This window comes from Pseudomonas sp. JR33AA (assembly GCF_021378985.1).
In the GTDB taxonomy this organism is placed as follows: Bacteria; Pseudomonadota; Gammaproteobacteria; order Pseudomonadales; family Pseudomonadaceae; genus Aquipseudomonas; species Aquipseudomonas alloputida.
In genome coordinates this window covers 44,204-60,666 of record NZ_JAJSAW010000015.1, presented here as the reverse complement: position 1 = coordinate 60,666, position 16,463 = coordinate 44,204, and the positions used below count along the sequence as shown (strand labels likewise).

14 protein-coding genes are annotated in these 16,463 nt (G+C 62.7%); 8 read left to right on the top strand and 6 right to left on the bottom strand.

The features are described from left to right. Window positions 1-7: 7 nt before the first annotated feature. The gene (locus LVS58_RS20410; protein WP_003251454.1) at window positions 8-256 is read right to left on the bottom strand and encodes a helix-turn-helix domain-containing protein; all 249 of its coding nucleotides are present in this window, start codon (window positions 254-256) and stop codon (window positions 8-10) included. Between the two features lie 220 nt (window positions 257-476). Here LVS58_RS20410 and LVS58_RS20405 point away from each other — a divergent pair, with 220 nt between their 5' ends. Beyond that, on the top strand, window positions 477-2,540 hold the full coding sequence (locus tag LVS58_RS20405) for a TonB-dependent receptor family protein (RefSeq protein ID WP_233692563.1): 2,064 nt from the start codon (window positions 477-479) through the stop codon (window positions 2,538-2,540). 100 nt (window positions 2,541-2,640) lie between these two features. On the opposite strand, the gene chrR is transcribed toward LVS58_RS20405, so the two are convergent. After that, window positions 2,641-3,201 (bottom strand): class I chromate reductase ChrR, encoded by a 561-nt coding sequence (gene chrR / locus LVS58_RS20400; RefSeq protein ID WP_233692562.1) that lies wholly within the window; start codon window positions 3,199-3,201, stop codon window positions 2,641-2,643. A gap of 156 nt (window positions 3,202-3,357) precedes the next feature. On the opposite strand from chrR, the gene LVS58_RS20395 reads away from it, so the two are divergent. Next, complete coding sequence (locus LVS58_RS20395; RefSeq protein ID WP_010954911.1) at window positions 3,358-3,576, top strand: hypothetical protein; 219 nt, start codon at window positions 3,358-3,360, stop codon at window positions 3,574-3,576. Here the strand turns inward: LVS58_RS20395 and LVS58_RS20390 are convergent. The 4 genes from LVS58_RS20390 to LVS58_RS20375 all read right to left on the bottom strand — a co-directional run bounded on the left by LVS58_RS20390 (window position 3,560) and on the right by LVS58_RS20375 (window position 8,087). Beyond that, on the bottom strand, window positions 3,560-5,809 hold the full coding sequence (locus LVS58_RS20390; protein ID WP_233692561.1) for an Orn/Lys/Arg decarboxylase N-terminal domain-containing protein: 2,250 nt from the start codon (window positions 5,807-5,809) through the stop codon (window positions 3,560-3,562). The two genes, LVS58_RS20395 and LVS58_RS20390, sit on opposite strands and share 17 nt — an antisense overlap. Window positions 5,810-6,042: 233 nt before the next feature. After that, window positions 6,043-6,801, bottom strand: coding sequence for a DNA polymerase III subunit epsilon (gene dnaQ / locus LVS58_RS20385; RefSeq protein WP_233692560.1), 759 nt, complete (start codon window positions 6,799-6,801; stop codon window positions 6,043-6,045). 50 nt (window positions 6,802-6,851) lie between these two features. Beyond that, window positions 6,852-7,298: a ribonuclease HI gene (rnhA, locus tag LVS58_RS20380; RefSeq protein ID WP_233692559.1), complete on the bottom strand. Its 447-nt coding sequence runs from the start codon at window positions 7,296-7,298 to the stop codon at window positions 6,852-6,854. Between the two features lie 15 nt (window positions 7,299-7,313). After that, the gene (locus LVS58_RS20375; RefSeq protein ID WP_233692558.1) at window positions 7,314-8,087 is read right to left on the bottom strand and encodes a class I SAM-dependent methyltransferase; all 774 of its coding nucleotides are present in this window, start codon (window positions 8,085-8,087) and stop codon (window positions 7,314-7,316) included. Between the two features lie 85 nt (window positions 8,088-8,172). Between LVS58_RS20375 and gloB the strand changes: the two genes are divergently transcribed. From gloB to LVS58_RS20345, 6 genes are all read left to right on the top strand, one after another. Next, a complete protein-coding gene (gene gloB, locus LVS58_RS20370; protein ID WP_233692557.1) occupies window positions 8,173-8,952 on the top strand; it encodes a hydroxyacylglutathione hydrolase in 780 nt (259 codons plus the stop codon). Between the two features lie 100 nt (window positions 8,953-9,052). After that, window positions 9,053-10,483 (top strand): lytic transglycosylase domain-containing protein, encoded by a 1,431-nt coding sequence (locus LVS58_RS20365; RefSeq protein ID WP_233692556.1) that lies wholly within the window; start codon window positions 9,053-9,055, stop codon window positions 10,481-10,483. A gap of 221 nt (window positions 10,484-10,704) precedes the next feature. Beyond that, window positions 10,705-12,534 (top strand): extracellular solute-binding protein, encoded by a 1,830-nt coding sequence (locus LVS58_RS20360; protein WP_233692555.1) that lies wholly within the window; start codon window positions 10,705-10,707, stop codon window positions 12,532-12,534. Then, window positions 12,531-14,366 (top strand): extracellular solute-binding protein, encoded by a 1,836-nt coding sequence (locus tag LVS58_RS20355; protein ID WP_233692554.1) that lies wholly within the window; start codon window positions 12,531-12,533, stop codon window positions 14,364-14,366. The genes LVS58_RS20360 and LVS58_RS20355 overlap by 4 nt, the downstream gene beginning before the upstream one ends. A 1-nt stretch (window position 14,367) precedes the next feature. Then, window positions 14,368-15,441: a microcin C ABC transporter permease YejB gene (locus LVS58_RS20350; RefSeq protein WP_233692553.1), complete on the top strand. Its 1,074-nt coding sequence runs from the start codon at window positions 14,368-14,370 to the stop codon at window positions 15,439-15,441. A gap of 1 nt (window position 15,442) precedes the next feature. Next, window positions 15,443-16,462: an ABC transporter permease gene (locus LVS58_RS20345; protein WP_233692552.1), complete on the top strand. Its 1,020-nt coding sequence runs from the start codon at window positions 15,443-15,445 to the stop codon at window positions 16,460-16,462. Window position 16,463: the final 1 nt, after the last annotated feature.

The following is a 16,463-nucleotide window of genomic DNA, read 5'->3' as shown; positions in this document are numbered from 1 at the left end:
TACCCCCTTACTGCTCGGCCAGCATGCCGTAGCGAATGGCCTTGATCACAGCGGCCACGCGGGTAGGCACTTCAAATTTGCGCAGGATGTTGGACACGTGAAAGTTCACCGTCGACTCCTTGCATTCAAGGATCTGGCCGATCTCCCACGAGCTTTTGCCATAAGCACACCACAACAGCACTTGCTGTTCACGTGGCGTCAGGCGAACCGGGGCGTCCGCCAAGGGTTGCTGCGAGTGTCGAGCGTTGTCAGTCATGTTTGAACTCCACGGGTGATTGAGCAAGGCATTACTGCCTACCTGCAATCACCTTACGAAGCACAGGCCACCCGCCTCCACCGCCGTGGTTTGTAAAGAACTTTCGTACAAGACCGTATGACGAAGGTCACGCACGATTTGCTGACTTTCTGCGTGCTCCAAGCCGCATTTCGCTCGTCTCAACGCCGTTGTCCATTCGCCTTTCGCCTGGAGTCGTACAATGCGTTCCGATTTACCCCTTTCGTCCTGCCTCGGTCTGCTGGCGGCCTTGGCGGCTACTCAGCCCGCGCTGGGGGCTGCCTCGGTCGAATTGGGCCGGGTGCTGATCACCGATGAGGAGCAGAACGCGCTGACGGCCGCCAGCGAGCGCCTGCGTGAAATACCGGGCGCCAGCAACCTGGTGGATATGCAGCGCGTGGGGCAAGGCCGAGTGGCCAGCAACCAGGACGTGCTGGCCTACCAGCCTGGGGTGTTCGCCCAATCGGCAGGCAACGACGGCATCAAGCTGTCGATACGCGGCTCGGGCCTCAACCGTGCGCCGGGGGCGCACGGTTCCGGCGTATACACGATGTTCGACGGCCTGCCGCTGACCGGCCCGGGCGGCACGCCCTACGAATTGTTCGAACCCCTGTGGCTGAGCCGTGCCGAAGTGCTGCGTGGCGCCAATGGCTTTGACCAAGGCTCCCTGGCCCTGGGCGGTGCGATCAACTACGTCACCCACACCGGCTACGACGCGCCTGCGCTGCAAGTACGCTACGAGGTCGGCAGCCGCGGCTACCAGCACCGGCACATCAGTTCGGGCCAGGTGCTGGGCAATCTCGACTATTACGTGGCCCTGACCGATTCGGAATATGACGGCTACCAGGCGCACAGCAGCGGCAGCGCCAAGGGCATTGCCGCCAATGTCGGTTACCGCTTCAACCCCAACCTGGAAACCCGCTTCTACCTGCGCTACCGGGAAACTGAAAACGAACTGCCTGGGCGCCTGACCAAAGAGCAGATCAAGCACCACCCGCGCGCGGCCAACCCCAACTATCTGGCACGCGACGACAGCCGCCCGCAGCCAGGCAGCACCTGGGTGGGCAACAAGACGACTTTCTATCTCGACGACGAGGCGCGCCTGGAAGCCGGCCTGGTCTATCACGACTACCCGATGGACCTGCGCGAAGGCCCCATGCGCCTGAAGGTCGCCTACACCGATGTCAGCGGCACGCTGAACTATTTCCGCCGCGACACACTGTTCGACCGCGAGAGCAAGACCACCGTCGGTTGGCGTACCACCAAGCACCTGCCCAACAGCGGCGCTTCGCAATTTACCCGCAATGGTGATGTATTTGGCGAGCGCACCCGTGACTTCACCTACCAGGGCTCGGACACCGTGCTGCATGTTGGCAACGACCTGGAGCTGGTCCCCAACCTGTGGCTGAGCACCGGCCTGGCCATGATCTACACACGTCGCGAAAGTGACGTGACCTACCCTGCTGAAGGCGACAAGGTGAGCATGCATGACTGGGACTATGCACCACGCCTGGGGCTGCGCTACGACATCCGCCCGGACTTGCAGGTGTACGGCAACCTGAGCCGCTCGGTAGAGCCGCCACACCCATGGTCGCTGATCTGGAGCGCGCCCACAGCGAACCAACCGATCGAAATGCAAAACCAGACCGCCACCACACTGGAATTGGGCACACGCGGCGAATCGGCATTGGGGCATTGGGACCTGGCGTGGTACTACTCGCAGGTTCGCCATGAATTGCTGGCGGTGGAAATCGTGCAAGGCGCCCCGGCCAAGGAATTCAACGCCAGCGCCACCGTGCACCAAGGCGTGGAAGCCGGCCTCGACAGCACCCTGTGGGAACGCGCGGGCACTGGCAAGCTGAGCTTGCGCCAGGCCTACACCTTCAGCGACTTCCACTACCGCGATGACGACAGGTTTGGCGACAACCGTCTGCCCGGCATCCCCATGCACTACTACCAGGCCGAGCTGCGCTATGACTGGCCGAGCGGCTTCTATGCCGGGATCAATACACAGATGGCCTCGAAGGTGCAGGTGGACTACGCCAACAGCTACCACGCCGATGAATATGCCTTGCTCGGCGCGCGCGTTGGCTGGGACTCACCGAAACAGGACTGGCAGACCTGGCTGGACCTGCGCAACCTGACCAACCAGCGCTATGCAGCGACCGTGACGCCGGCCTACGACGACGCCGGCAAGGACAGTGCCCGTTCGACACCGGGCGAAGGGTTTGCCGTATATGCGGGGGTTTCCTACAGCTTCCGCTGACGGGTAGGAGCGGGTTTACCCGCGAATGCGTCGGCAAATTCAATGACGCATTCGCGGGTAAACCCGCTCCTACGGGGGCGCTGCACAGCATAATTCGGGTTCAGACCGCCCTGTTCAACTTCACCCATGAAGCAAACTTGTCGATAAACGCCTGCAAGAACGGTCGAGTCTTGTCGTTGAGCTTGCCCGTATCCTCGAACAAGCTCGCCGCACCGCCAAGGTAAGCCTCGGGCATCTGCATGCAGGGCATGTCGAGAAACACCAGCGACTGGCGCACCGCATGGTTGGCGCCAAAGCCACCAATCGCCCCCGGCGATACACTCACCACCGCTGTCGGTTTGCCGCTCCAGGCACTTTGCCCGTAAGGACGCGACCCCACATCGATGGCATTTTTCAGGCAGCCCGGCACCGAGCGGTTGTATTCCGGGGTGACGAACAGCACCGCATCACTGCGGCGGATCTCATCGCGAAAACGCTTCCAGGTTTCCGGCGGTGCCTCGGCTTCGATATCTTCGTTGTACAGCGGCAGGTCGCCAATCTCGACGATCTTCAGCGCAAGGCTGGACGGCGCCAGCTCTGAAAGTGCGCGGGCGACCTTGCGGTTGTAGGACTCCTTGCGCAAGCTGCCCACGACGACTGCTACCGAATACACCTGGCTCATGGCAATTCCAACCTTTGCGGGTTAAATAGACGTTGTAGTTATAGATGACCGTTCTCCGGTGGCTGAGTTTTTTTTCCGCAGGGCGAAAACTTCCGAGTCTGTTTCACGGTCTATGCCTTCATACATTTCCTACGTAATTCAGAGGTTTCCACCCAAATGGCAGCAGTAATGGTCGGCCAATTCCACGCCCGTGACGCCGAAGGCCGCATCTACCCCGTGCACGAGTTCCAGGAATCCACCCTGCAACTCGACGGCAGCACGCTGGGCGCCCCCATCACCACCTACCGCCTGGCCATCGGCGACAAGGTCAACCACCTGGGTGAGAACCGTTTCGAACTGGCACGCTCCGGCGTCGAGATCACGCGCATTCCGTGATGCAATCCACGGTGTAGCGCCCCCCCTCGTGCTGCAGGCCGTGCACATCGGCGACGAACCCGGGAAAGCCCTGGTTGAATGCTCGGGCGAATGCCAGGTAGTCAAGGATCGAGCGGGTCGCCTCGGTGAACCGCTCACCCGGCATGATCAACGGGATGCCGGGCGGGTACGGCACCAGCATCACCGCCGCCACACGCCCCAGCAGCGCCTCGATCGGCACCGCCTCCACCTCGCCACGCACCATCTTGTCATAGGCCTGGGCCGGGCTTACGGCCACCTCCGGCAAACGGGTGAACAGCCGCTTCAGCTGCTTGGCCGTGGCATTGGCGCGGTAGCAGTCATGTAACTGGTCGCACAGGTCGCGCAGGCCTATGCCCTGGTAGCGCAGGGCGTTGGCGGCCCCTACACTCGGCAGGCAATTGCTGAGCGGGGTATTGCCGTCATAGTGGCGCTTGAACTCCAGCAATTCGGTGAGCAGGGTGCTCCACTTGCCCTTGGTGATGCCCATGGAAAACAGCACCAGAAAGCTGTAGAGCCCGGTTTTTTCCACCACCAGCCCGCGCTCCCAGAGAAACTTGCTGACCACCGCCGCCGGAATGCCGCGCGCGCCCAGCACACCGTCTGCGCTCAGGCCCGGCATCACCAAGGTCACCTTCAGCGGGTCGAGCAGCACATAATCGGCCGCCACTTCACCGAAACCATGCCATTGCGCCCCCGGCTGCAGCAACCAGTCCTGCGCGGCCAGACGGGGGATGCCCTCGGCACTGGGCGGCTGCCAGATGCTGAACCACCAGTCCTCTGCGGCAATGTGCTCACGCAGGTTGGCCAGGGCACGACGAAAACTCAACGCCTCGTCGAACATCTCCTGCAGCAGCGAGCACCCGGCCGGCCCTTCCATCATGGTCGAAGCCACATCCAGCGAGGCGAGAATGCTGTACTGCGGCGAGGTAGAGATGTGCATCATGAACGCTTCGTTGAAACGGTCCCGGTCCAGCTGCCGCCTGGCGCCGTCCTGCACATGAATCATCGAGGCCTGGCTGAACGCCGCCAGCAGCTTGTGGGTGGAATGGGTACTGAACACCAGCGGGCTGTCTGCCGCGCAGGCGGTGCCCATGGCGTAGCGCCCGGTGAAAAAGTCGTGGAACGCGGCATAGGCAAACCAGGCCTCGTCGAAGTGCAACACCTCGACACTGGTACCCAGAGCCTGCTTGATCAGCCCGGCGTGGTAGCACAGCCCGTCGTAGGTGGAGTTGGTCACTACCGCCAGCTTGATACGCTGCCCACGATCACGGGCAAGGGGGTTGGCCTGAATCTTCGCGGCGATCGCCTCGGGGCTGAACTCGCTGAGCGGGATCGGGCCGATGATGCCCAGTTCGTTGCGCTCCGGGCACAGGTACAGCGGGATGGCCCCCGTCATGATGATCGCATGCACCACCGACTTGTGGCAGTTGCGGTCCACCAGCACCAGGTCGTCACGACCGACCATGGCATGCCAGACGATCTTGTTGGCCGTGGAGGTACCATTGATGACGAAGAAGGTGTGGTCGGCACCGAAGTTGCGCGCCGCCCTGGCCTCGGCCTCTGCCAGCGGACCTGTGTGGTCGAGCAGCGAACCCAGCTCCGGCACGGAAACGGACAGGTCCGAGCGCAGGGTATTTTCCCCGAAGAACTGGTGAAAGGCTTGCCCTACCGGGCTCTTATGATAGGCCACACCGCCACCATGGCCCGGGGTGTGCCAGGAATAGTTGGACTGCGCGGTGTGCTGCACCAGCGCCTTGAAGAACGGCGGCAGCAGGCCATCGAGGTAGGTGTGTGCAGCACGCGCCACCTGGCGGGCCAGAAACGGCACGGTGTCTTCGAACAGGTAAAGGATGCCACGCAGCTGGTTGAGCTCGCTCATGGCTTCGGCAGGGGCATTTTCCAAGGTCACCTGCTCGCCCAGGGCGAAGATCGGCAGGTTGGGTGCACGCAGGCGGGCCAGGCCAATCAGCTCGGCCATGTTCTGCAGCAGATGGGTGTTCTCGCCAGCGCCCTCGGCCGCGATGAGCATGCAGGCCAGGCCGTGGTGGGTGGCGGCGACCAGGCGTGCTTCAGCGTGGTCGGCTGCGGCGAGAATGGCAAAGCCATCCTGGCGCAGTTCCTCGGCGATGCCCCGCACGCGCTCGCCGGCAACGCTGTCGGCCTTGATGGCGCGGTGGACAATGAGGATCGGGAACTTGAGGTCCTTGTACATCAGGTGGCTACCTCCGAAGGACATAACGTCCATTTCAGGGTAGTTGAGCCTTGTATTGCCTGTACTGGCCCTTTCGCGGGTGAACCCGCTCCTACACCTGATTGGTGGTGGACACCGGTCGGTGATTGGACACAGGCCGTCGTAGGAGCGGGTTTACCCGCGAAAGGGCCGGGCCTGCTGACCAATCTGCCCCCGCCATTCAACGACCTCCACTTCTGTTGCAGGGCGAAAGATCAGCCGGCCGGTGTCTCAGTCAGGGTCTGCCACAGCGACGGCCCACCCGCCGACTTGGCAATGGCTGCCAGCCGCTCGGCATGGGCCTCCAGCTCTTCAGCACTGGCCATGATCACCCGCCCGGGCGCACGCCCGACAATCCGGCGGATCTCACTACCGCCAGCGCCCTGCCCGTCCTCTTCGGCATCTGCCCCATTCCCAGCCAACGACAGGCTGGTCTGGCCACCAGTCATTGCCAGGTAAACGTCGGCCAGCAGTTCCGAGTCGAGCAGTGCGCCGTGCAGCTCACGGCCCGAGTTGTCGATGTCGTAGCGTTTGCACAGCGCGTCCAGGCTGTTGCGTTGCCCAGGGTGTCGCGAACGTGCCAGCAGCAGAGTGTCGAGAATGGTGCAGTGCTGCGAAATGTCAGCGCGGTCCTGCTGGCCCAGCAAGGCGAATTCGTTGTTGATGAAACCAACGTCGAACGCCGCGTTGTGGATGACCAGCGTGGCGCCCTGGATAAAGTCGAAAAACTCCTCGGCGACATCGCCAAAGCGTGGCTTGCCGACCAGGAAGGCATCCGTGATGCCGTGAACGTTGATCGCGCCCTCGTCACTTTCGCGGTCAGGCTGCAGATAGACGTGGAAGTGCCGCCCGGTCAGGCGCCGGCCGATAACCTCGACACAGCCGATCTCGATGATCCGGTGGCCTTCGCCAACCGGCATACCCGTGGTTTCGGTATCGAGAATGACGAACCGTTTATCTTGCTGCTGCTCCACGCGGGCGCTCCAACTTGCATCAATTACAAAGGCCGCGATTGTACCCCAGCTCAACGCTGGGCGCGCACCTCATCGACCCCACGGTTGGCCAACTGGTCGGCGCGTTCGTTGCCGGGGTGGCCGATATGGCCGCGCACCCACTTCCAGGTCACCTTGTGGCGGTTGACCTGCTCATCGAGCTGCTGCCACAGGTCGGCGTTCTTCACCGGTTCCTTGGCGGCGGTCTTCCAGCCGCGCCTCTTCCAGTTGACCATCCATTCGTTGATGCCTTTCATCACGTATTGCGAGTCGGTGGTCAGCACTACCTCGCATTCACGCTTGAGCGACATCAGGCCCTGGATCGCGGCCATCAGCTCCATGCGGTTGTTGGTGGTCTCACGTTCGCCGCCCCACAGTTCCTTCTCGACGCCCTTGTAGATCATCAGCACGCCCCAGCCACCTGGGCCAGGGTTGCCCTTGCAGGCACCATCAGTAAACATCTCGACGCTATCGCTCATGTACCACTCTTGAATTCAGTGCTTGTCAGTTTCGGGATTGGCTGCGGTGCGGTTGACCTTCGCCAGTGGCAGCGGCAGCAGCTTGCCCATTGGCTCACGACGCTGCGGCTGCAAAGGCCGCAGGCCTACCACCATCTTGCGCGCCACCAGCAGGTACACCCCGCCACCGGAGCCCTGCCAGCCGCCGGCCAGTCGTTCCCAGCCCTCCAGGCGTTGCTGCCAGGCAGGTGAGGCAAGCGGCGGACGATAGCACCCGAAGCGGCGTTTCTCCAGCGCGAAGCCCAGCAGGTTGAGCCAGTCGCCCACCCGGGACGGCGAGATGCAGCGCGCCTTGCGCAGCGCACCGTGGCTGAAGAAATGGCGCATGCCCCAGCTGCTCCAGGGGTTGATCCCCACGATCAGCAAGTGCCCGCCCGGGCGGACGGCACTGGCGGCCTCGCGCAGCAGGCCATGGGGCGACAGGCAGAAGTCCAGGCCATGCTGCAGCACTACCACGTCGGCAGCGTGCTCGCTCAACGGCCAGGCCTGTTCTTCGCAGACTATCTCCACGCCCGGCAAGGGCGCACCAAGGCGCACGTTACGCTGCACCTGGGGGGCTCTGGGCGGTGGCTCGGCGCAGGGCCCGTAATGCACGAGATAGCCGCCAAAGAAGCGCCCGAGCTCTTCTTCCAGCAGTTTGTCTTCCTCCTTGAGCATCAGTTGCCCGAGTGGGCCGTTGAACCACTCACGGGCCAGGCTGATCAGCTCGACCCAGTCCGGGTCGGCCTGGGCAAAGGCTTGGTCGGTCATTGCGCTCTCCCTCGAAGGTTCTCCCACCGCGCCATCGCGGCTAAGATGCCCTCATGTGCCACGCTAGGCGAATCGGATCCGCACCATGATACAGATCGATGCTCTCCCCGCTTTCTCCGACAACTACATCTGGTTGTTACAGGATACTGCCAAACGCCGTTGTGCGGTGGTCGACCCGGGCGATGCCGGCCCGGTGGAGCGCTGGCTGGCTGCCAACCCCGAGTGGGTGCTGAGCGACATCCTCGTCACCCACCACCACCATGACCATATCGGCGGTGTGGAGCGGCTCAGGCAATTGACCGGCGCACGGGTCTGTGGCCCCGCCAACGAACACATTCCCGGCCGCGACCTGGCACTGGACGAAGGCGACAGGGTGGACGTGCTGGGTGTGACGTTCCAGGTGCTGGCGGTACCCGGCCACACCCTGGGGCATATCGCCTTCTTCAGCGACCAGCCAGCAACGCCCGTCCTGTTCAGCGGCGATACCCTGTTCGCCGCCGGTTGCGGGCGCATGTTCGAGGGTACACCCGAACAGATGCAGCCTGCCCTCGCCCGCCTGGCGGCCCTGCCAGAGCAGACAGCAGTGTACTGCGCCCATGAATACACCCTCGGCAACCTGCGTTTCGCCAGGGCGGTGGAACCGTCCAACCCGCACGTTCAGCAACGGTTCGAGGACGTTAGCCGTTTGCGCGCCGAAAATCGCATCAGTTTGCCATCAACGATCGGCCTGGAGCGCCTGACCAACCCCTTTTTGCGTACCTCTGAAACATTAGTTAAACAAAAAGCAGACGAATGGAAGGGACATTCAAACACCACGCATGTCGCTGTTTTTGCTGCCTTGAGGTCTTGGAAGGACACCTTCTGATAACCGCAAGATATATCGCAAGTGATGGTCAAAGGTTGACCAGGCCCGGAGCGGTTTCTAGAATCGCCGAACTTTTTCGCCCGGATACCTGTATCAGCCGATGTCTTCCCGTAGCCGCAGAACCTCTCATTCCGTCGCCCTGACGCGCCTGGCCCAAATCAGTGCGCTGGCCCTGGCCGCCACCTTGGTGGGCTGCCAGAGCACCCGTCAGCTCGACGAATCCGATAGCGTTCGCGCGCACAACTATCAGGCGCGGATCAAGCACAAGCCTTCGCCGCTGCTGGTCAAGCCGGCCGAGCAGGCGCCGCAGGATGTCTGGGAGCGCATGCGCCAGGGCTTCGCCCTGCAGGACAGCATCGATGTCAACCCGCGCATCGAGCAGCAACGCTTGTGGTTCGCCAGCAACCCGACCTTCATCGAAAGCGCCGGGGAACGCGGCAGCCTCTACCTGCACTATATCGTCGAGCGCCTTGAAGAACGCGACATGCCGCTGGAACTGGCGCTGCTGCCGGCCATCGAAAGTGCCTACAACCCCATGGCCTACTCACGCGCCAGCGCTGCCGGCATGTGGCAGTTCATGCCGGCTACCGGTCGCCACTTCAACCTGCGCCAGACCAACTTCTATGACGGCCGCCGCGATGTCACCGCGTCGACAAACGCCGCGCTGGACTACCTGACCCGCCTGCACGACATGTTCAACGGCGACTGGCTGCTGGCCCTGGCGGCCTACAATGCCGGCGAAGGCACCGTCAGCCGAGCCATCGAGCGCAACGAAAGGCTCGGCCTGCCAACCGACTACTGGAACCTGCCGCTGCCACAGGAAACCCGCGACTACGTGCCCAAGTTGCTGGCACTGTCGCAGGTGGTGTCCACGCCAGAAGCCTACGGTGTCAATCTCACCCCGATCGCCAACGAACCGTACTTCGAAGCGGTGGCAATCAATGACCGCCTGGACCTTACCCGGGTCGCGGCCTTTGCCAACATCGACGAGGACGAGCTGATCCAGCTCAACCCGGCATTCAAGAAGCGCATGACCGTCGATGGCCCGAAACAGCTGCTGGTGCCCACCGCCAAGGCGCAGTTGCTCAGTGCCAGCCTGTCCAACCTCAACCCGGAGCAACTGGTCAGCCTGCAACCACCGAAAGCGGCGTTTGCCCAGGCCGTGGCCGAAGCCAAGGCACCGGTGTCGGCGCGCAGCTACCGGGTCAAGCGTGGCGATAACCTGAGCGCCATCGCCAAGATCAACCGTGTGTCGGTCAAGGACATCAAGCGCTGGAACCGTTTGTCCGGCAACAGCCTGCGCGCTGGCCAGGTGCTGGCCCTGCGCGGTGGCAGTGCACCGAGCGCCGCCGGCAACCGCGTTGCCGCCTCCGGGAAGCGCTCCACGCAATACAAGGTCCGCAAGGGCGACTCCCTGTACCTGGTGGCCAAGCGTTTCAATGTGGAAATGAAGCACCTCAAGCGCTGGAACCCACGCAGCGGCCATGCCCTCAAGCCAGGCCAGACCCTGACCGTCTACCTCGGGCACTGATCCCGTAACCAGGGCGCGAAGCGGCCCCAGGATTTCAACTTTTCAGCATAAACTGCCAGGGCTGCTGCGCAGCCCTTTCGCGACCCAAGGCCGCTCCCACAGGTACGGTGACAGCTGTTGCCCCCAGCTTGGGGCCTGCGCCTTCGACGCCTCTTTTTCCAACCCCACCAAGCTGTTACTGTACCCGATCAAAGCCCAACGCCTCTGGATCGGATGCCGACTTGATACGTCCCCTCCTGCTGTCACTCAGCCTGGCCTTGAGCTTTCCCGTAGCCGCGATGGTGAGCGAAAGCCACGGATACGCGCAGTTCGGCACGCTCAAGTACCCAGCCACCTTCACCCACTTCGACTGGGTCAACCCGCAAGCGCCCAAGGGCGGCACGTTGCGGGCCATGGCTTTTGGTACCTTCGACACGCTCAACCCCTACACCTTCAAAGGGTCGAGCCCGATTACCACGCCCAATTTCCAGCAGTACGGCATCAGCGAGCTGAACGAGCCACTGATGGTCGGCACTGGCCAGTACGACCCGTCCGGTGACGAGCCGACCTCCAGCTATGGCCTGATCGCCCGTTCGGTGGAGTACAGCGAGGACCGCAGCTGGGTGGTGTTCAACCTGCGCCCCGAAGCCCGCTGGCACGACGGCCTGCCCATCACCTCGGCTGACGTGGCCTTCTCCTACCGCACGCTGCTCAAGGATGGCCACCCGATCTACCGCACCAACCTGCAGGAGGTGAAGCGGGTAGATATCCTCGGCCCGCTACGCATCCGCTTCGTGTTCAAACGCGCCGGCAACCCGCTGCTGATCCTGCGTCTGGGCGAAATGCCGGTGCTGCCCAAACACTACTGGCAGAAGCGCGACTTCAAAGCCACCACCTTCGAGCCCCCCTTGGGCAGCGGCCCGTACCGCATCACCCAGGTACAACCCGGGCGACGCTTGGTGTTCGAACGGGTGAAGAACTACTGGGGCAAAGACCTGGCGGTCAACCGTGGCAAGTACAATTTCAATCGGGTGGAATACGAGTTCTATCGCGACGCGACGGTTGCCTTCGAAGCATTCAAGGCCGGCGAGTTCGATATCTATATCGAGCACCAGGCAAAAAACTGGGCCAACGGTTACAACTTCCCGGCCGTGCGCCGTGGTGAAGTGATCAAGGCACAAATCCCGCACAGCATCCCCACGCAAACACAGGGCCTGTTCATGAACAGCCGCCGGGCCGCGTTCAGTGACCCGCGGGTACGCCAGGCGTTGGGGCTGATGCTTGACTTCGAGTGGACCAACCGCGCGCTGTTCAGCAGCGCCTACCGCCGCTCGACCAGCTACTACCCCAACAGCGAGTTCGCCGCCAGCGGCCTGCCCACCGGCAAGGAGTGGCTGCTGCTGGCGCCGTTCCGAGACCAGTTGCCCGCCAAGCTGTTCAGCGAACCGTACAAGGTCAGCCACACCGATGGCCGTGGCATCAGCCGCCAGACCCTGCGCCAGGCCCTGGGCCTGCTCGCTGAAGCCGGGTGGAAGCTGAACGGCCAGCGCCTGGTCGACAGCAAGGGCCAGCAGCTGCGCATGGAGCTGCTGTTGGTAAACCCCAACCTTGAACGCATCCTGCAACCTTATGTCGAAAACCTGTCCAGCATCGGCATCGATGCGCGCTTGCGCACCGTGGACCGTGCCCAGTACAAACAACGCCTGGACCAGTTCGATTTCGACATGATACTGATGACCCTGAACCAGACCCTCAGCCCCGGCCTCGAGCAGTGGCTGTACTTCCATTCCAGCCAGGCCGCGACCAAGGGCAGCAAGAACTACGCTGGGGTCAAGGACCCGGTCGTCGACCACCTGCTCGACACCCTGCTGGCCGCACGTACCCGCGACGACCAGGTCGCTGCCGCCCGTGCCCTGGACCGCGTGCTCTCATGGCAGTACTACATGATCCCCAACTGGTACCTCGACAACCATCGCCTGGCCTACCGCAACCGGTTCGCCTTCGTCACCACACCGCCCTACACCCTTGGGCTGAACAGCTGGTGGATCAAGACTTCGGAGAAAGCCCAATGACGCCAACGCACCGTCTGCGCCGGCTGGCAGGCAGCCTGTTGCTCGCCTGCCTGAGCCTTCCCGCGCTGGCCGCACCGCAGCACGCGCTCACCCTTTACGACGAGCCACCCAAGTACCCCGCCGACTTCAAGCACTTCGACTACGTCAACCCGGATGCGCCCAAGGGCGGTACCTTCCGACAGTCCAGCTTCGGCGGCTTCGACAGCCTCAACCCGTTCATCAACAAAGGCGTGGCGGCTGAGAATATCGGCATTATCTACGACACCCTGATGCGCCAGAGCCAGGATGAACCGTTCACCGAATACGGCCTGGTTGCCGGCAGGATCGAAAAGGCCCCGGACAACAGCTGGGTACGCTTCTACCTGCGCCCCGAAGCGCGCTTCCATGATGGTCACCCGATGCGTGCCGACGACGTGGTGTTCACGTTCAACGCCCTGATCAAGGACGGCGCCCCGCTGTACCGCCAGTACTACGCCGACGTAGCCGAAGTGGTCGCCGAAGACCCGCTGAAGGTGCTGTTCAAGTTCAAGCACAGCAACAACCGCGAGCTGCCACTGATTCTTGGCCAACTGCCGGTACTGCCCAGGCACTGGTACGAAAACCGCGAGTTCAACCGCGGTAACCTTGAAATTCCGTTGGGCAGCGGCCCATACAAGGTTGCCGAGGTCAAGGCCGGGCGCTCGGTGCGCTACGAACGGGTCAAGGACTACTGGGCCAAGGACCTGCCCATCAACCGCGGCTTCTACAACTTCGATGTCATGACCTTCGACGCCTACCGCGACACCACCGTCGCCCTGGAGGCACTCAAGGCCGGAGCATTCGACTATGGCCTGGAAGTCAGTGCAAAAAACTGGGCCACCGCCTACAACGTGCCCGCCGTGCGCGAAGGTCGCCTGGTCAAGGAAGAGCTGCCCAATGGCAACCCCACCGGTATGCAGGGGTTCATCTTCAACATCCGCCGCCCGGTGTTTCAGGATGTGCGCGTGCGCCAGGCACTGAGCCTGCTGCTGGACTACGAGTGGACCAACAAGCAACTGTTCAACGGCGCCTACACCCGTACCGGCAGCTACTTCGAGAACTCGGAAATGGCCGCCCGCGGCCTGCCCAGCCCCAACGAGCTGAAAATCCTCGAACCACTGCGCGGCAAAGTGCCCGAGCACGTATTTACCGAGGTCTTCCGCAACCCGGTCAGTGACGGCAGCGGCATGATCCGCGAGCAACAGCGCCAGGCTTACACGTTGTTGCAGGCAGCCGGCTGGAAAATCGTCGACGACAAGATGGTCGACGCCCAGGGCAAACCGGTAAGCATCGAATTCCTGCTCGCGCAGACCGAGTTCGAGCGCATCCTGCTGCCGTTCAAACGCAACCTTGCCGACCTCGGTATCGAGCTGAACATTCGCCGGGTCGACGTTTCGCAATACATCACCCGCCTGCGTTCTCGGGACTATGACATGATCGTCGGCGGTTATCCGCAGTCCAACTCGCCGGGTAACGAACAGCGCGAGTTCTGGTCCAGTGCGGCCGCCGACAACCCTGGCAGCCGCAACTTCATCGGCCTGCGTGACCCGGCCATCGACCAGTTGGTGGAACAGCTGATCAACGCCGACTCGCGCCAGAGCCTGGTCGACCACTGCCGCGCGCTCGACCGCGTGTTGCTGTGGGGCTACTACGTGATCCCCAACTGGCACATCAAGACCTGGCGTGTGGCCTACTGGAACCACATCGGCCACCCAAGCGTATCGCCCAAGTACGACATCGGCATCGACACCTGGTGGATCAAGCCCGATGTCACCCCGGCGGTCAGTGAAGCGCCTGCGGACGAGGCCAACTAAGATGCTGGCCTACATCCTGCGCCGCCTGCTGCTGATCATCCCGACCCTGTTCGGTATCCTCATCATCAACTTCATCATCGTCCAGGCCGCCCCCGGTGGCCCGGTCGAGCAGATGATCGCCAAGCTCGAAGGCTTCGAAGGCGCCACCAGCCGCATTGCAGGTGGCGGCGCCGAGGTTTCCGTGGCCGGCTCCAACTACCGCGGCGCCCAGGGCCTGGACCCGGCGCTGATCGCCGAAATCGAGCGCATGTACGGCTTCGACAAGTCACCGCCCGAGCGCCTGTGGATCATGGTCAAGAACTACGCCCGGCTGGACTTCGGCGACAGCTTCTTCCGCGATGCCAAGGTGATCGACCTGATCGCCGAGAAGATGCCGGTTTCGATCTCGCTGGGGCTGTGGAGCACGCTGATCATGTACCTGGTGTCGATCCCGCTGGGGATCGCCAAGGCCGTGCGCCACGGCAGCCACTTCGACGTGTGGACCAGTTCGGCGATCATCGTCGGCTACGCCATCCCGGCGTTTCTGTTCGCCATCCTGCTGATCGTGCTGTTCGCCGGTGGCAGCTACTTCGACTGGTTCCCCCTGCGTGGCCTCACCTCCAACAACTTCGACGAACTGAGCACCACCGGCAAGGTGCTGAACTACTTCTGGCACCTGGTGCTGCCGATCACCGCGCTGGTCATCGGCAACTTCGCCACCATGACCCTACTGACCAAGAACAGCTTCCTCGACGAGATCAACAAACAGTACGTGGTCACCGCCAAAGCCAAGGGCCTGAGCCGATCACGGGTGCTGTACGGCCACGTATTCCGCAACGCCATGCTGCTGGTGATCGCCGGTTTCCCTTCGGCGTTCATCGGCATCTTCTTCACCGGCTCCTTGCTGATCGAGGTGATCTTCAGCCTCGACGGGCTGGGCCTGATGAGTTTCGAAGCGGCCATCAACCGCGACTACCCGGTGGTCTTCGGCACCCTGTTCATCTTCACCCTGCTGGGGCTGGTGGTGAAACTGATCGGCGACCTGACCTACACCTTGGTCGATCCACGCATCGACTTTGCCAGCCGGGAGCACTGACATGGCCTTGTCCCCCCTCAACCGCCGGCGCTTCGAGCGTTTCAAGGCCAACCGCCGTGGCTGGTGGTCGCTGTGGCTGTTCCTGATTCTGTTCGGGCTGAGCCTGGGCGCCGAACTGATCGCCAACGACAAACCGATCGCCGTCCGTTACGACGGCCAATGGTACTTCCCGGCCTTCAAGCGCTACCCGGAAACCACCTTCGGCGGGGAATTCCCGCTGGAAGCCAACTACAAAAGCCCCTACATCCGCGAACTGCTGAAGAAGAAAGACAGCTTCGTGCTGTGGGCGCCGATTCCGTTCAGCTACCAGAGCATCAACTATGACCTGCGTGTCCCCGCCCCCGCCCCGCCTTCGTCGGACAACTGGCTGGGCACCGACGACCAGGGCCGCGACGTGCTGGCACGGGTGATCTACGGCTTCCGCATTTCGGTTCTGTTTGCCCTCACCCTGACCGTGGCCAGCTCCATTGTCGGCGTCATCGCAGGCGCCCTGCAGGGGTTCTACGGTGGCTGGGTCGACCTCGCCGGGCAACGCTTTCTGGAAATCTGGTCCGGTCTGCCTGTGCTGTACCTGCTGATCATCCTGGCCAGTTTTGTGCAGCCCAACTTCTGGTGGCTGCTGGGCATCATGCTGCTGTTCTCGTGGATGAGCCTGGTGGATGTGGTACGTGCCGAGTTCCTGCGCGGGCGCAACCTGGAATACGTGCGCGCCGCCCGTGCCCTTGGCATGCGCAACGGCGCAATCATGTACCGGCATATCCTGCCCAACGCCATGATCTCGACCATGACCTTCATGCCGTTCATTCTCACCGGTGCCATCGGCACCCTCACCGCCCTGGACTTCCTAGGCTTCGGCCTGCCCGCCGGTTCGCCCTCGCTGGGCGAACTGGTGGCGCAGGGCAAATCCAACCTGCAAGCGCCATGGCTGGGTATCAGCGCCTTTGCTGTGCTGGCGCTGATGCTGAGCCTGCTGGTGTTCATCGGCGAATCCGCCCGCGACGCCTTCGACCCGAGGAAGTGAC

Excerpts from the sequence above, each read along its gene's own strand:
- LVS58_RS20355 (WP_233692554.1), top strand. The coding sequence starts at position 12,531 with ATGACGCCAACGCACCGTCTGCGCCGGCTGGCAGGCAGCCTGTTGCTC.
- chrR (WP_233692562.1), bottom strand. The coding sequence starts at position 3,201 with ATGAGCCAGGTGTATTCGGTAGCAGTCGTCGTGGGCAGCTTGCGCAAG.
- LVS58_RS20395 (WP_010954911.1), top strand. The coding sequence starts at position 3,358 with ATGGCAGCAGTAATGGTCGGCCAATTCCACGCCCGTGACGCCGAAGGC.
- rnhA (WP_233692559.1), bottom strand. The coding sequence starts at position 7,298 with ATGAGCGATAGCGTCGAGATGTTTACTGATGGTGCCTGCAAGGGCAAC.
- gloB (WP_233692557.1), top strand. The coding sequence starts at position 8,173 with ATGATACAGATCGATGCTCTCCCCGCTTTCTCCGACAACTACATCTGG.
- LVS58_RS20350 (WP_233692553.1), top strand. The coding sequence starts at position 14,368 with ATGCTGGCCTACATCCTGCGCCGCCTGCTGCTGATCATCCCGACCCTG.
- LVS58_RS20365 (WP_233692556.1), top strand. The coding sequence starts at position 9,053 with ATGTCTTCCCGTAGCCGCAGAACCTCTCATTCCGTCGCCCTGACGCGC.
- LVS58_RS20410 (WP_003251454.1), bottom strand. The coding sequence starts at position 256 with ATGACTGACAACGCTCGACACTCGCAGCAACCCTTGGCGGACGCCCCG.
- LVS58_RS20390 (WP_233692561.1), bottom strand. The coding sequence starts at position 5,809 with ATGTACAAGGACCTCAAGTTCCCGATCCTCATTGTCCACCGCGCCATC.
- LVS58_RS20345 (WP_233692552.1), top strand. The coding sequence starts at position 15,443 with ATGGCCTTGTCCCCCCTCAACCGCCGGCGCTTCGAGCGTTTCAAGGCC.
- LVS58_RS20405 (WP_233692563.1), top strand. The coding sequence starts at position 477 with ATGCGTTCCGATTTACCCCTTTCGTCCTGCCTCGGTCTGCTGGCGGCC.
- LVS58_RS20375 (WP_233692558.1), bottom strand. The coding sequence starts at position 8,087 with ATGACCGACCAAGCCTTTGCCCAGGCCGACCCGGACTGGGTCGAGCTG.